Consider the following 14,100-nt stretch of genomic DNA (forward strand, 5'->3'; position numbering starts at 1 on the left):
CTACACACGCGGACACCGTTCGGAGGACATCTATATGGCACGCGACCTGACGCAACTCGAGCTACTCAAGGAGCTGGCCCCGGTTGCCGAGGACAACGTCAACCGCCACCTCAAGATCGCCAAGGACTGGAACCCGCACGACTACGTGCCGTGGGACGAGGGCCGTAACTTCGCCGCCCTGGGTGGCGTCGACTACGACCCCGAGCAGTCGCAGCTCGACGAGGTCGCCAAGGCCGCGATGATCACGAACCTCCTCACCGAGGACAACCTGCCGTCGTACCACCGTGTCATCGCCGACAACTTCTCGATGGACTCCGCCTGGGGCCACTGGGTCGGTCGCTGGACCGCCGAGGAGAACCGCCACGGCATCGTCATGCGCGACTACCTCGTGGTCACCCGCGGCGTCGATCCCGTCGCCCTCGAAGAGGCGCGGATGATCCACATGACCAATGGTTACGACCCGATGCTGGCCGCCGCCGGACGCGTGGACGAGCTCGAGGAGCACGCCGACGAGCTCGGTCTGCTGCATTCAGTGGCGTACGTGACCTTCCAGGAACTCGCGACCCGCGTCAGCCACCGCAACACCGGCAAGGCGTGCAACGACCCGATCGCCGACAAGATGCTGCAGCGCATCGCGGCCGACGAGAACCTGCACATGATCTTCTACCGCAACATCTGCGGTGCGGGCTTCGACATCTCCCCCGACCAGACGCTGCGCGCCGTCACCGACATCGTGACCAACTTCCAGATGCCCGGCGCCGGTATGCCCAACTTCCGTCGCCACGGCGTGCTCATGGCCAAGCACGGCATCTACGACCTGCGCCAGCACCTCGAAGAGGTCGTCATGCCGGTCCTGCGCAAGTGGAACGTCTTCGAACGCGACGACTTCACCAGCGAGGGCGAGAAGACCCGCGAGGAGCTCGCCGCCTTCCTCGAGCAGCTCGAGAAGGACACCATCCGCTTCGAGGAGATGCGCGACCGTTCGCTCGCCCGCGAGGCCAAGAAGCGGGAGCAGCAGGCATCCTGAGCACCCTCGTCGACAGCCACCCGGCGCCCTCGACCACCGAGGGCGCCGGCTCTGCACTACGTATCGGGTCCATCGAACTGGCCAGCCCGGTCGTGCTGGCCCCGATGGCCGGTGTCACCAACGTCGCGTTCCGGACGCTGTGCCGCGAACTCGAGCTCGCCCGTACCGGTACCGTCTCCGGGCTGTACGTCTGTGAGATGGTCACGGCCCGCGCGCTCGTGGAGCGGCACCCGGTCACGATGCACATGACGACCTTCGGACCCGACGAGAACCCGCGGTCGATGCAGCTCTACACCGTCGACCCGGAGTACACGTACCAAGCCGCGAAGATGATCGTCGACGAGAACCTCGCCGATCACATCGACATGAACTTCGGCTGTCCGGTCCCCAAGGTGACCCGCAAGGGCGGGGGGTCGGCGATCCCCTACAAGCGCACGCTGTTCCGCAAGATCGTCGCGGCGGCCGTCCGGGCCACCGAGGGTACCGACATCCCGGTGACGGTCAAGTTCCGGATCGGTATCGACGACGATCACCGCACCCATCTCGACGCCGGTCGGATCGCCGCCGAAGAAGGTGCCGCCGCCGTCGCCCTCCACGCACGCACCGCATCGCAGCGGTACTCCGGTGAGGCCGACTGGGACGAGATCGCCCGCCTCAAGGAGCACGTCACCACCGTGCCGGTGCTCGGCAACGGCGACATCTTCGAACCCGCCGATGCGGTCGCGATGATGCGTCGGACCGGCTGCGACGGCGTCGTCGTCGGCCGCGGTTGCCTCGGCCGGCCCTGGCTGTTCGCCGAACTCGCCGCCGAACTCGGCGGATTCGACGCTCCGGCGCCGCCGAACCTGGGCGAGGTCGCCGACATCATGGTCCGGCACTGCCAGCTCCTCGTCGATCACCACGGCGAGATGAAGGGTTGCCGCGAGATCCGCAAGCACGTCGCCTGGTACCTTCGCGGCTTCCCGGCCGGCTCGGAGATCCGGCGGCGGATGGCGCTGGTCGGCAGCGTCGACGAACTGCGTGAACTGCTCGCCGAGCTGCCGGCCGACGCGCCGTTCCCCTCCGACGGTCACGGCCCGCGCGGCCGGCAGGGTTCGCCGGCGAAGGTCGCGCTTCCGGACGGCTGGCTCGACGACCCCGACGAGGACGTGATCCCCGCAGGCGCCGAGATCATGCACTCCGGCGGTTGAACCGGATTGCGAAAACCGTCACAACCGGCGCCTGGCTGAGACGCTTTCTCAGGTGGGATCAGTACAATTGCGCGGAGGTCCCGGCCGCCGTGGCCTGAATTCTGTGCGCACCGCGCTGGTCGAGCCCCGATCCGCGGTGACTCCGCGACACGACCACGGGGCATGAGGAACGTGCATTGAGTCGTAGGACACCGGGCCCGGACGACCCCGAGGTGGGCGACGCCGATCGCTCGCGTCGTGGTCGCCGCGCCGGACGCTCCCGCGACGACTTCGAGCCCGTCTCCGGTCCGCACGCACCCGGCCCCACCGACCCGGGCTCCCCTCCCCCGGCGCACCCCAGCCTCCGCGAGCCACGCTCGGCAGATCGCTTCGTCCGGGGACGCACTCGCCTGACGGTCCGCCAGCTTATGGAGCAGATGAACGCGGAGGAGTCGTCGCCGTCGGAGCCGCCCGCCGGCTCCGGCCGGTCCGGCGCCCGCCGCGCGACGCCGCCGCGCCCGGAGTCGCGGACGGGCGAGCCCCCGTCGTCGACCCGCGGGCGGTCCCGACGCCCCGGGCCACCGTTCGGCGGAAGTGCCGCGCCACCGTCGGCCCCGGGCGGGCGGGTCCCCGCCGCTCCGCAGCCGGCGCCCGACGACCGCCCGACCACCGTCCATCGTTTCGACAACGACGTCACCCAGAAGATCCCCACCGTCGGCGACGCCGCGCCCGACCTGTCCGATCGCGCGACCGAGAAGCGGGTGATCGAGGAATCCCGCGCCCAGGAGCCGGTCGCCGGCGGCCCGGCCGGACCGCCGGCCCCGCAGCCTCCGCTGGAACGCACACCCGACCTCACCGAACCCCTCGCCCTCCGTTCGGCGCCTCGTCGCCACCCCGGGCGTGACGAGGACCGGCAGGGCGCGATGCTCCGCAAGACGGCCGCGACCGGACGGATACTGGTCGCCATCGCGTGCGTGCTCGCACTCGTCGGCACCGGCTTCGTCTGGGGTTACCTCCAGTCGTGGAACGGCAACTGGCGCAACGTCACCGCCGTCGACCCCGACGACCAGAACATCCGGAACAAGGATGCCCAGTACGGCGACGAGACCTACCTCATCGTCGGCACGGACACTCGCGGTGGCCAGAACTCCAAGGTCGGCGCCGGCACCACCGCCGACGCCGAGGGCGCCCGTTCGGACACCGTCATCCTGGTGAACATCCCGGCCAACCGCAGTCGCGTCGTCGCGGTGTCGTTCCCGCGCGACCTGCAGGTGGATCAGCCGGCGTGCAACGCGTGGGACAACGAGACCGGTGAGTACGGCGCCGAGATGCCGGCCCAGTCCGGCGTCAAGCTCAACAGCGTCTACTTCTACGGCGGTCCGCAGTGTCTCGTTCGCGTGATCACCGCGATGAGCGGGCTCAACATCAACCACTTCATCGGGATGGACTTCTACGGCTTCGAGAAGGTCGTCCGCGCGATCGGCGGCGTCGAGGTCTGCTCGACGGTCCCGCTCTACGACTACGAGATCGGCCAGATCCTGCGTAAGCCGGGCAAGCAGAAGCTGACCGGCCGGCGCGCACTGAATTACGTTCGTGCCCGCAACATCAGCACGGAGGGCAACGGCGACTACGGCCGGATCAAACGCCAGCAGCTCTTCATGTCGTCGCTGTTGCGGTCGAGCCTGTCGGGCAATGTGCTGTCGAACCCCAACAAACTCAACGGGATCGTCAACACGTTCATCGAATACAGCTACGTCGACGGCGTCGACACCCAGTCGCTGATCAACCTGGCCGAGTCGATGCAGGGCATCGAGGCCGGCCGCGTCTCGTTCCTGACGATCCCGACGTCGGGTACCTCCACCGACGGCGCCAACAACGAGATCCCGCGCACCGACGACATCGACGCGATCTTCGACGCCATCATCGACGACCTGCCGCTCCCCGGCGAGCAGGCGCGCAAGAAGCCGCCGTCGTCGTCGAAGGCGCCGACGAGTCCCGGCGCACCGAGCACCGACTCGAACGCCGGCGCTCCCGGGCCCGTGACCGCGACCGCGCAGAACCCTGGCAATGTCGGCGTCCGGGTTCTCAACGGCACCGGCCAGACGGGCCTCGCCACCGAGGTGTCCGAGCAGCTCACGCCGTACGGATTCGACGTGCGGGGTGTCGCCGATGCGTCGGAGAACCGGGACGACACCGTCGTGCGGTACGGGCCGGGACAGCGCGACGCCGCCGCGACGCTGGCCGAGATGTTCCCGAACGCGAGCATCCAGCTCGACCGCACGGTCAAGTCGGGTGTCGAGCTCATCGTCGGTGCGGATTTCACCGGCTCTCTCGAGTCGGTACCGGCCTCCGGGGCGACCCTGACGGCGGACCAGCTCGCACCCGCGGAGAACACCGGCAATCTGCCCAACGACCTGGCCATCACGAACGCGGGCGACACCACCTGTACGTGATCTCAGGTGTCGGTGCACTCGCAGGTGGACGGATCTGCACCCGACGTTCACTGGACGTTCATCGATCGGAGTCGGCCTGGAGTGATCACGCACGTATCCTGGGACCATGCGTACCGCCTATCAAGAGCAACTCGAGGCGCTGACCTCGGTATTGGGTGAGATGTGCGAGCTCGCCGGCACCGCGATGGCGCGCGCCACGCAGGCACTGCTGCAGGCCGATCTCGCCATCGCCGAAGAGGTCATCGGGGACACCGACCGGATGAGCCGGCTGACGGCTCGCGCGGAGGAACAGTCCTTCGCGCTCCTCGCCTTGCAGGCCCCGGTCGCCGGTGACCTGCGTGGAGTCGTGAGTGGGTTCCAGATCGTCGCCGACGCCGATCGGATGGGCGCTCTCGCGCTGCACGTCGCCAAGGTCGCCCGCCGTCGGCATCCCGCCAAGGCGCTGCCGGAGGAGGTCAACGGCTATTTCGCCGAGATGGGCCGCCTGGCCGTCACCCTGGCCAAGAACGCACATGAGGTCCTCGTGACCAGCGACCCGCAGGCCGCCCTTCGTCTCCAGGAAGACGACGACGCCATGGACGACCTCCACCGCCACCTGTTCACCGTCCTGATGGACCGCGAATGGAAGCACGGCGTCGCCGCCGCGGTGGACGTGACCCTGCTCGGCCGCTACTACGAGCGGTTCGCCGACCACGCCGTACTCATCGGGCGCCGCGTGGTGTTCACCGCGACGGGCAAGACCCCGGAGCAGTTCCAGAGCGTGGGGTGATTTCTCTCGCTCGGTGCTGATCGTCGAGCGAGGGCCACACCGAAAGAGGCCGAGAATTCAGTTTCCAACACTGAATCTCGGCCTTTTTTCATGTCGGTGAATATCTGAGCCCCAACGACGTCGGGGAGATTTCACACGCGCCGAGGTCGTCGTTAGGGTGGCGACATGGCCCAGCACTATCCGACCGAGCCCGATTTCAATGCGGTGACCGACGAGGACGCAGAGGCTGCCGCCCACCGCCGCAAGATCCTGGCGTACCTGGGTGTGACCGCTTCGCTGGTCGCTCTGCTGGTGATCCTGCTGCTCAACATGTGACACCCGACACGACGACCCCCGGCACGACGAGGCCCGCTCCCCCGGACGGGTGAGCGGGCCTATTCGTGTCCTGCGGAACCTCAGCCGAAGCGGCCCGAGATGTAGTCCTCGGTCTCCTTCTTCGTCGGGTTCGAGAACATCGTCTCGGTGTCGTTGATCTCGACGAGCTGTCCCGGCTGGCCGACCGCCTCGAGGTTGAAGAACGCGGTCTGATCGCTGACGCGGGCGGCCTGCTGCATGTTGTGGGTCACGATGACGATGGTGTACTCCTTCTTGAGTTCACCCATCAGGTCCTCGATGGCCAGCGTCGAGATCGGGTCGAGCGCCGAACACGGCTCGTCCATGAGCAGGACGTCGGGAGAGACCGCGATGGCGCGGGCGATGCACAGACGCTGCTGCTGACCACCCGACAGTCCGCCGCCCGGCTTGTCCAGGCGATCCTTGACCTCTTCCCAGAGGTTGGCGCCGCGCAGGCTCTTCTCGGCGACGTCGTCGAGCTGTGATCGGTTCCGCACACCCTGCAGACGCAGGCCGGCGACGACGTTGTCGCGGATCGACATCGTCGGGAACGGGTTCGGCCGCTGGAACACCATGCCGATGGTCGCGCGCACGCTCACCGGGTCCACGGTCTTGCCGTAGATGTCCTCGCCGTCGAGCAGCACGCTGCCCTTGGCGTAGGCACCCGGGGTGACCTCGTGCATGCGGTTGAGGGTTCGGAGCACGGTCGACTTACCGCAGCCCGACGGGCCGATGAACGCGGTGATGCAGCGCGGCGGCACCTCGAGGGTGACGTCCTTGACCGCGTGGAAGTCGCCGTAATAGATGTTCAGGTCTTTGATGTCGAGGCGCTTTGCCATGTCATTGGTCCGTTCTGGAAAAGATGACCCGAGAAGGGTGGGTGGTCAGGAAGTCTTGGGGGCGAAGATCTTCGACACCGCCTTGGCGCCGAAGTAGACGATGGCAACGAGGATCACCAATGTCAGCGCCGCGCCCCATACCTGATCGAAGGCGCCCGGTCCGTTGTTGTACTGCTGCACCATCATCAGCGGCAGCGACTGCTGGTTGCCGTCGAAGGGATTCCAGTTCATCGCGCGGGTGGCACCGACGAGGATGAGGACCGGCGCCGATTCGCCCATGACCCGGGCGATGGCCAGCATGACGCCGGTGACGATGCCCGACAGAGCCGTCGGCAGGACGATCTTCACGATCGTCTTCCACTTCGGGATACCCAGGGCGTACGACGCCTCGCGCAGGTCCTGCGGGACGATCTTCAGCATCTCTTCGGTGGCGCGCACCACGAGCGGGACCATCAGCAGCACCAGCGCGATCGCGACCACGAATCCCGAGCGGGGCAATCCGAGGGTGGTGCGCCACACCGCGTAGACGAACAGCGCGGCGACGATCGAGGGCACACCCGAGAGGATGTCGACCATGAACGTGGTGACACGCGCGAGCAGCGATTTCTTCGTCGCGTACTCCACCAGATAGATGGCGACGAAGATGCCGAGCGGGATGGAGATGACCGCCGCGAGGGCGGTCTGCATCAGCGTGCCGACGATCGCGTTGGCGGCGCCGCCGCGTCGCTCGGCCTGGGTCCACCAGTCGATGTCGATGATCGTCTCGATACCCCGCGACACCAGCGTGAAGACCAACCAGAGCAGGGGAACCAGCGCCAGCAGCAGGGCGGCCATGACGGCGACACGGACGGTCCCGTCGGTGAAACGTCGGCGCCCGGACATCGGGGTGAAGCCGGAGGGCTTCTTGACCGGATCGGCCGCGGAAGTAGTCGTGGTCACAGACATGGTCACTTCTTTCCGGCGACGACCGCGCGGGCGGCGGCGTTGACGATGAAGGTCAGGACGAACAGGGTCAGGCCGGCCGAGATGTAGGCACCGGTCTTGGCGGGCGAGTCGAATTCGGCCGCGTTGTTGGCGATCTTGGTCGCGAAGGTCTCGCCGCTCTCCATGAGGTTGAAGTTCATGGGACCGGCGGTCGAGATGATGAGCAGCAGCGCCATCGTCTCGCCGAGCGCGCGACCCAGACCGAGCATAGAACCGGAGATGTAGCCGGAGAACCCGAAGGGCAGCACGGCGACCTTGACGACCTCGAACTTGGTGGCGCCCAGGGCGAGCGCGGCTTCACGATGCCCCTTGGGGGTCTGCATGAAGACCTCGCGCGTGACCGCGGTGATGATCGGCAGGATCATGACCGCCAGCACGATGCCTGCGGTCAGCAGCGTGCCGCCGGTGCTCATGTTCGCGATCTGGGTGGGCTCCTGGAAGAACGGCAGGAAGCCGAGATTGCCGACCAGCCACTCGTTCACCGGCACCAGCGCCGGGCCGAGCACGAGAATGCCCCAGAGGCCGTAGACGATGGACGGCACCGCCGCGAGGAGGTCGACGGTGTAGGTGATCGGGCCGACGAAGCGCTTCGGCGCGTACTCGGTGAGGAAGATCGAGATACCCAGCGCCACCGGCATGGCGATCAGCAGCGCGATGACCGACACCACGACCGTTGCGTAGAACAGCTGGGGGATACCGAAGGCGAGCTGATCTCCGCTGGTGATCCACTGCCCGGTGTAGGTGAAGAAGTTCTCCTCGTTCTGCGCCAGCGACGGAATCGCCTGTGCGAGAAGGAAGAGTGCGATCAGCGCGATGACGATCGAGACCACGAATCCCGAGCCGACGGCCAGGGTGCGGAACACCCGGTCGGCGACGCGGTGATGCGCGGCCGCGTGGAGCGAGGATCCGGGTTGGTCGGGCGATGACCCGGGGGCCTGGAATTCGCCGGTGTCCGGCGGGATCGCGCCACCCTCTTTGCTCAGCGAGGTCATGCGTCCTTCTTGTGATTCGGCTCTGGTCATTGGGGCCACTTCCCGCCGTCTCGTGGACACGCGAAATGTCGTGTCAGTGTGTCAACCACACGCGCGGGACCGCAACCGAGGCGGCCCCGCGCACGTGATCAGAGGGGATTGATCAGGCGTTCCCGGACCCACCGGACAGCGAGTCGATGGTCCCCTGCAGCTTGGTCTTGAAGGCGTCGGGTACCGGCACGTAGCCGATCTCCTCGAGGCCGGCCTGGCCGTCGTTCAGGACCGCGGTGAACGCGTCCTTCAGCGTCTGGCTGGTGGCCTCGTCCTCGTAGCCCGCCGAGCAGACGATCGAGTACGGGGTGAGCAGCAGCGGGTAGGCGCCCGGAGCCTTCGAAGCGAACAGGGCGTCGGTGTCGACGACGAGGTCCTTGCTGGCCGGATCGGCGAAGGCCAGCGACTCGAGGGCGTTGCCCGCGCTCTCCGCGTTCAGCGTGACCGGGCCGGCGCCGAAGTCGATCTGAGCGACACCGAGGTCGTTCTCGGTGGCGAAGCCCCACTCGACGTAGGTGATCGAACCCGGGGTCTTCTTGACGGTGTCGCCGACGCCGGTCGACTTCGAGGCACCGGAACCGACACCCTTGGGTGCGAATTCCTTGCTGTGCTCGTACGGCCAGTCAGCGGGGGCCGAGTTCTCCAGGAAGCGCTGGAAGTTGTCGGTGGTGCCCGAGCTGTCCGAGCGGTACACCGGCACGATGTCGGTGGTGGGCAGCGTCACGCCGGGGTTCAGCGCGGCGATCTTGGGATCGTTCCAGGTGGTGATCTTGCCGTTGAAGATCTGCGCGATGACGCTGGGGTTGAGCTTGAGGTCCTCGACACCGTCGAGGTTGTAGGCGACCGCGACGGGGCCGACGACCAGCGGGAGGTGCCAGGGGGCGTTGCCGTTGCAACGTGCGGTGGCGTCGGTGACCTCGTCGTCCTTGAGGGCCGAGTCCGAGCCGGCGAAGTCGACGTCGCCCGCGATGAACTTCTTGATGCCGTCGCCCGAGCCGCTGCCGGTGTAGTCGAGCACGATGTCGCTGTTGTCGGTGAGGACCTGGCTGAAGTGCTCCATGGCCTTCTGCTGCGCGGTCGAGCCCTCGCCGCTGACAGTCTGTTCGCTTCCCCCACCGCCGCACGCCGTGACGAGTGTCAGTGCCGCGATCGCCGACACCGACGCCAGGGCGCCGTTCCGATTGATTTTCACCGCTGGTGTTGCCTTTCCGTTCGCGTCCCCGCACCGACTGGCGTCGGCTCCGGAGTGTCCGAGTGGAAAGCTATGGGGGCGTGGTGGACTGATCCCCTCCAAAAGATGAACGACAGGTGAACTGGCCAAGGCAGACGGGGTGCGACCTGCCCAGGCGTGATCGTACGTGATCTGCGTAACCCGACATTCGAGACTTAGGCAAGCCTTGCTATAGTTCTGCGGATCGCACTCATGGCAACGCCTTCACCAACCCCGGATTCGACCCCCGGCACGTCGACCCCCCCGGCACCCCGACCCGGCGGGCTCCGGCGTATCCGAAGCGCGGCGATCGACCGGTTGCACGGACACAACCGGGCGGCGCTCGTCATCGGCCCCCTGGCTCTACTGTCCCGCGCGGTCGCCGCCGAACGGATCGTCCGGCTCGCGCGAATCGGTCCACACACCCGGGTCGGGCTCCTGCCCTCGCCGCACCGGCGACACTGGGTCTTCGATCCGGACGCGGCGGCCGACGCGGTCATCGCCGCACCACCCCCGGCGGCGGGTGCCGATCCGGCCCGCCTGTTCGAGGCCCTGTACTCGCTGCCACACCGGCCGCTTCGGATCGTGCTGGCCGGTGATCACCTCGCGCTGGACTACGACCACGGACTCGGCGACCTCACGCTGCTGAATCTGATCGTCGACGTGATCGTCGGCGCGGTCGACCCGTCGGGGTTGCCGCCCCGGGGCCCCGCCGTCCCCCCACTGCTCGTCGCGGCGGCGGCCACCGTGGCCGATCCACGACGAGCCCTGGCGCTCTTGCGTTTCCGGCGACACCGCGAAATAGTCCAGCCGGTGCCTGCGCGGCGACCGGTGCCTCCCCGACGACCGGCGGCCGCGAATGTCCACATCCCGGCCGACGACGTCGAAGCGATCCGGTCCGGCCGGGCGGCGTCGATGCCGGGAACCGGCCTGTTCGCCGTCTACACGGTCGCCCTGGTCGCCGCACTGACCGAGGCCGGCGTGGCGCTCAACCCGATGGTCACGCTGCCCTTCGACGCGCGCCATCACCTGCCGACGTCGATGCGGACCTACGCCAATTTCTCTGCAGGACTGAGCTTTCCGGTGTCCGACACCACGTCGGCGGCCGCCCTGCAACGGGAGATGACCGCGTCGGCCCGGATGGGCCGGCCGGCTGCCAACCTGGCGCTCGCCACCGTCAAGACCCTGCGCCGTGCCCGCACGGGCGGATCGGCTTCGCCGGCCCCGTGCGTCCCCGCCGAGGGCCCGGTCCATGCAGAGCTGCTCCATTCGAGTGTCGGTCACCTGCCCGGCCGCCGACGCGGCTGGCAGTGGTCCGACCCGGCGCGTGCCACCGTCATCGCCGTGGCCACGCCACCGTCGGCGGCCGGTATCACGGTCACGACCGGATTCGTGGACGGCGGGATCTCCATGACCGCCGCATTCCGCGACGACGTCTTCGACCCGGCCCGTATCCGCGCGGCCATGGATGCCGTCGCGGGGCACGCCGCCCGGATCGTCGGGGTGCCCTGACGCCCTCCGGTCCCCCGCCTCATCAGCGAACCCCATCCGACCCCGAGCTATCGAAGGCCGAAAAACGTGCTGTCCTCCCATCCTGTCGAGCCACTGGCCGACCCGGTGACCCCAGTCCCCGTCGCGGCCGTGCACGCTGATCCGGTCCCCGACGATGCAGTCCGGACAGAGCCGACCCTCTCGGTGATCGTCTGCTGCTACACGGAGCGTCGACGTCGGCTGCTCGACGCCGCGATCGCCGAGGTCCGCGCGCAACTGGGTCCCGCCGACGAACTGCGCGAGGGCGCCGGGCGACCGGTGTTCTGTTTCACCGGCGCGGGCGCATCCGCGCTCACCTTCGTGCCATTCGCCGATCGCATCGGCGAACTCGACGCCATCGGTTCGGTTTTCGCGTTCGCGCCACATGGCCTGGACACCCGCGGCATCCCCGACTGGACGGTCGACGCCGCCGTCCGGCGTCACCTCCGCGACCTACGTCGCATCCAGCCGGAGGGGCCTTACATCCTCGTGGGCCACTCTCTGGGCGGGTTCATCGCCCTGGAGACCGCGCGACGCCTCGAGGCCGACGGGCACCATGTCGATCTGGTCGTCGTGGTGGACACGTTCGTCCCACCGCGGGTGCTGCATCGCGCCAAACGCGCCGACCCGTCTCTCACGACGACCACCACATATGAACCGCTCCCCCGGAAAGAACTGTGGCGCCGACGAATTCGTGTTCCACTCGCCGGTGTGGTGAGAACCTCGCCGACCGCCGACGCGCAGGCACTCGAGGAACTCGGCGTCCGGGTGGCGCGGCTGCACCGCCCCCGCCCGTACACCGGTCGCGCGCTCGTGGTGCAGGGCAGCGAGAATCGTGACGACCCGTCGGTGTGGCGGCGGCACATCGTGACCGGGGACGTCGACGTCCTCCGTCTCGAGTGCAATCACCTGTCCGTGGTTCGCGAGCCCCACATCGGCGACGTCGTCGACGCCATCGGCGCCGCACTCGGGCAGCCTCAGCCGTAGGCGACGTCGACGGCGTATCGGGTGAACCCGAGGCGCTCGTAGGTGTGCAGCGCGGCGACGTTGTCACCCTCCACGTAGAGGTTGATCTGCGAGACGCCCTCGCGCGCAAGATGATGCAGACCGGCGAGCGTCAACAACCGACCCAGTCCGCGACCCTGCGCCGCAGGATCGACGCCGACGATGTACACCTCGCCGAGGTCCGCGTCGTGCCGCTTCGTCCAGTGGAACCCGAGGAGCTTGCCATCTCCCCCGCCCGACCCGTCGCCGGCACGGTCGAAGGCGAGGAACAAACCCGCCGGATCGAACCAGTCGGCGGCAACCCGTTCACGGATCTGCTCCGGCGACCAGCCACCCTGCTCGGGATGCCAGTCGAAGGCCGCGTTGTTCACCCGCAGGATCTCGGCGTCATCGGCCGCTCCGGCATAGGTCCGCAGGTCGACCGTCGGGTCGACGACGAGTTCGAAGAGTTCGTGGCCGGGTCCGACCGGGCGGCGCAGCTGCAGCAGTTCGCGACGTTTTGTCAGCCCCATCGCCGCGGCGAGCGCCACCGCACCAGGCAGATCCCCATGAGCCCACACCCGGACCCCCGACCCCGATTCGGGCGCGGCCCCGAACGCCGCGTCGAGCAGCGCCCGGCCGTGTCCCTCCCGGCGGTGCGCCGGGTCGACGACCGCCTCGATCATGGCCGGCTCGCCGTCGCGACCGGGGACGATGACGGCGTACCCGGCCTTCGACCAGACGTGCACGATCGGTGAACCCTCGGGGGCGTCGATCGCGGTGACCGCCCCCTCCGAGAGCGGGGCGACACCATCGGCGGCGTTCGCCTCGCGCACCAGCCGGTGAGCGAAATCAGCGACGTCGTCGGGCAGTGCGCCTCGACGCACCTGCGGGTCCTCAGTTCCCGGCACTGGCACTGAACTCCTCGTCGAACGGATCGGGACCGTCGAGCGCGTCGTCGAAGTCATCGGTGTCGACCGCATCGGGACCGGATGCGTCCTCGGACAGGTCGGCGTCCGCTGCGGGCGCCCGGCCACGCGTCGGACGGACTGCCTTGTATCCGACGTTGCGGACGGTCCCGATCAGCGACTCGTGCTCGCTGCCGAGTTTGGCGCGGAGTCGACGGACATGGACGTCGACGGTGCGGGTGCCGCCGAAGAAGTCGTACCCCCACACCTCCTGGAGCAGCTGGGCGCGCGTGAACACGCGACCCGCATTCTGCGCCAAGTACTTCAGGAGCTCGAACTCCTTGTAGGTCAGGTCGAGCGGACGTCCGCGCAGGCGTGCGGTGTAGGTGCCCTCGTCGATGACGAGTTCACCCAGCGTGACCTTGCCCGAGGACTCCTCCGCAGCAACCCCGCGGGTACGGACCACGAGCAGGCGCAACCGGGCATCGAGTTCGGCCGGACCGGTACCCGGCAGCAGGAATTCGTCTATGCCCCAGTCCGCGTTGACCGCGACCAGCCCGCCCTCGGTCAGCACCGCCGCGACCGGCACCGAGGAGCCGGTGCTGCCCAACAGGCGGCACAGCCCGCGGGCCGCCGCCAAATCGGCGCGGGCATCGACCAGCGCCACATCGGCGTTCCCCGCCTCCATGAGTGACGACACCTCGGTCGGAGCGGTCCGCACCGTGTGCGCGAGCAGCGACAACGACGGCAAGACCGACTCCGGATTCGGGTCGGCCGTCAACAACAAGAGATCCACCCAGCACTCCGATCTCGTTCGTCCCCGTCCCGGACCATCCAGATCGCTCACCACGACGTGAACGCCACCCGCGCGT

Annotated in this window: 13 protein-coding genes; 7 read left to right on the forward strand and 6 right to left on the reverse strand. The window is 68.2% G+C overall.

What is annotated here, in order from left to right; translation table 11 throughout:
• Positions 1–34: 34 nt before the first annotated feature.
• From MVF96_RS19115 to MVF96_RS19135, 5 genes are all read left to right on the forward strand, one after another.
• The gene (locus MVF96_RS19115; protein ID WP_065629734.1) at positions 35–1,027 is read left to right on the forward strand and encodes an acyl-ACP desaturase; all 993 of its coding nucleotides are present in this window, start codon (positions 35–37) and stop codon (positions 1,025–1,027) included.
• The gene (gene dusB / locus MVF96_RS19120) at positions 1,024–2,217 is read left to right on the forward strand and encodes a tRNA dihydrouridine synthase DusB (RefSeq protein ID WP_272499273.1); all 1,194 of its coding nucleotides are present in this window, start codon (positions 1,024–1,026) and stop codon (positions 2,215–2,217) included. The genes MVF96_RS19115 and dusB overlap by 4 nt, the downstream gene beginning before the upstream one ends.
• Positions 2,218–2,393: 176 nt before the next feature.
• Entirely contained in the window at positions 2,394–4,649 is a 2,256-nt protein-coding gene (locus MVF96_RS19125) for an LCP family protein (RefSeq protein ID WP_247450069.1), read from the forward strand.
• A 106-nt stretch (positions 4,650–4,755) separates the two neighbouring features.
• Complete coding sequence (phoU, locus tag MVF96_RS19130; protein ID WP_058253532.1) at positions 4,756–5,418, forward strand: phosphate signaling complex protein PhoU; 663 nt, start codon at positions 4,756–4,758, stop codon at positions 5,416–5,418.
• A gap of 165 nt (positions 5,419–5,583) precedes the next feature.
• Entirely contained in the window at positions 5,584–5,733 is a 150-nt protein-coding gene (locus MVF96_RS19135) for a hypothetical protein (RefSeq protein ID WP_165629676.1), read from the forward strand.
• Between the two features lie 80 nt (positions 5,734–5,813).
• On the opposite strand, the gene pstB is transcribed toward MVF96_RS19135, so the two are convergent.
• The 4 genes from pstB to pstS form a co-directional block, all read right to left on the reverse strand.
• Positions 5,814–6,590: a phosphate ABC transporter ATP-binding protein PstB gene (gene pstB, locus MVF96_RS19140; protein ID WP_004022008.1), complete on the reverse strand. Its 777-nt coding sequence runs from the start codon at positions 6,588–6,590 to the stop codon at positions 5,814–5,816.
• A 45-nt stretch (positions 6,591–6,635) separates the two neighbouring features.
• On the reverse strand, positions 6,636–7,535 hold the full coding sequence (pstA, locus tag MVF96_RS19145; RefSeq protein ID WP_058253533.1) for a phosphate ABC transporter permease PstA: 900 nt from the start codon (positions 7,533–7,535) through the stop codon (positions 6,636–6,638).
• A gap of 2 nt (positions 7,536–7,537) precedes the next feature.
• Positions 7,538–8,566 (reverse strand): phosphate ABC transporter permease subunit PstC, encoded by a 1,029-nt coding sequence (gene pstC, locus MVF96_RS19150; protein WP_137810317.1) that lies wholly within the window; start codon positions 8,564–8,566, stop codon positions 7,538–7,540.
• A gap of 142 nt (positions 8,567–8,708) precedes the next feature.
• Positions 8,709–9,788 (reverse strand): phosphate ABC transporter substrate-binding protein PstS, encoded by a 1,080-nt coding sequence (gene pstS, locus MVF96_RS19155; protein WP_137810318.1) that lies wholly within the window; start codon positions 9,786–9,788, stop codon positions 8,709–8,711.
• Between the two features lie 231 nt (positions 9,789–10,019).
• Here pstS and MVF96_RS19160 point away from each other — a divergent pair, with 231 nt between their 5' ends.
• Entirely contained in the window at positions 10,020–11,318 is a 1,299-nt protein-coding gene (locus tag MVF96_RS19160) for a hypothetical protein (RefSeq protein ID WP_247450070.1), read from the forward strand.
• 105 nt (positions 11,319–11,423) lie between these two features.
• Positions 11,424–12,323 (forward strand): thioesterase domain-containing protein, encoded by a 900-nt coding sequence (locus MVF96_RS19165; protein ID WP_247450071.1) that lies wholly within the window; start codon positions 11,424–11,426, stop codon positions 12,321–12,323.
• Here the strand turns inward: MVF96_RS19165 and mshD are convergent.
• Together mshD and MVF96_RS19175 are read right to left on the reverse strand one after the other, a co-directional pair.
• Complete coding sequence (mshD, locus tag MVF96_RS19170; protein ID WP_247450072.1) at positions 12,314–13,237, reverse strand: mycothiol synthase; 924 nt, start codon at positions 13,235–13,237, stop codon at positions 12,314–12,316. The two genes, MVF96_RS19165 and mshD, sit on opposite strands and share 10 nt — an antisense overlap.
• Positions 13,218–14,024: a winged helix-turn-helix domain-containing protein gene (locus MVF96_RS19175; RefSeq protein WP_065629742.1), complete on the reverse strand. Its 807-nt coding sequence runs from the start codon at positions 14,022–14,024 to the stop codon at positions 13,218–13,220. The genes mshD and MVF96_RS19175 overlap by 20 nt, the downstream gene beginning before the upstream one ends.
• Positions 14,025–14,100: the final 76 nt, after the last annotated feature.

It is taken from the genome of Gordonia hongkongensis, assembly GCF_023078355.1.
GTDB classification, from domain to species: domain Bacteria; phylum Actinomycetota; class Actinomycetes; order Mycobacteriales; family Mycobacteriaceae; genus Gordonia; species Gordonia hongkongensis.

What these genes read in the sequence shown, in the direction of transcription:
- pstC (WP_137810317.1), bottom strand. Translation starts at nt 8,566, where the DNA reads ATGACCTCGCTGAGCAAAGAGGGTGGCGCGATCCCGCCGGACACCGGC.
- MVF96_RS19115 (WP_065629734.1), top strand. Translation starts at nt 35, where the DNA reads ATGGCACGCGACCTGACGCAACTCGAGCTACTCAAGGAGCTGGCCCCG.
- pstB (WP_004022008.1), bottom strand. Translation starts at nt 6,590, where the DNA reads ATGGCAAAGCGCCTCGACATCAAAGACCTGAACATCTATTACGGCGAC.
- phoU (WP_058253532.1), top strand. Translation starts at nt 4,756, where the DNA reads ATGCGTACCGCCTATCAAGAGCAACTCGAGGCGCTGACCTCGGTATTG.
- pstA (WP_058253533.1), bottom strand. Translation starts at nt 7,535, where the DNA reads ATGTCTGTGACCACGACTACTTCCGCGGCCGATCCGGTCAAGAAGCCC.
- MVF96_RS19135 (WP_165629676.1), top strand. Translation starts at nt 5,584, where the DNA reads ATGGCCCAGCACTATCCGACCGAGCCCGATTTCAATGCGGTGACCGAC.
- MVF96_RS19160 (WP_247450070.1), top strand. Translation starts at nt 10,020, where the DNA reads ATGGCAACGCCTTCACCAACCCCGGATTCGACCCCCGGCACGTCGACC.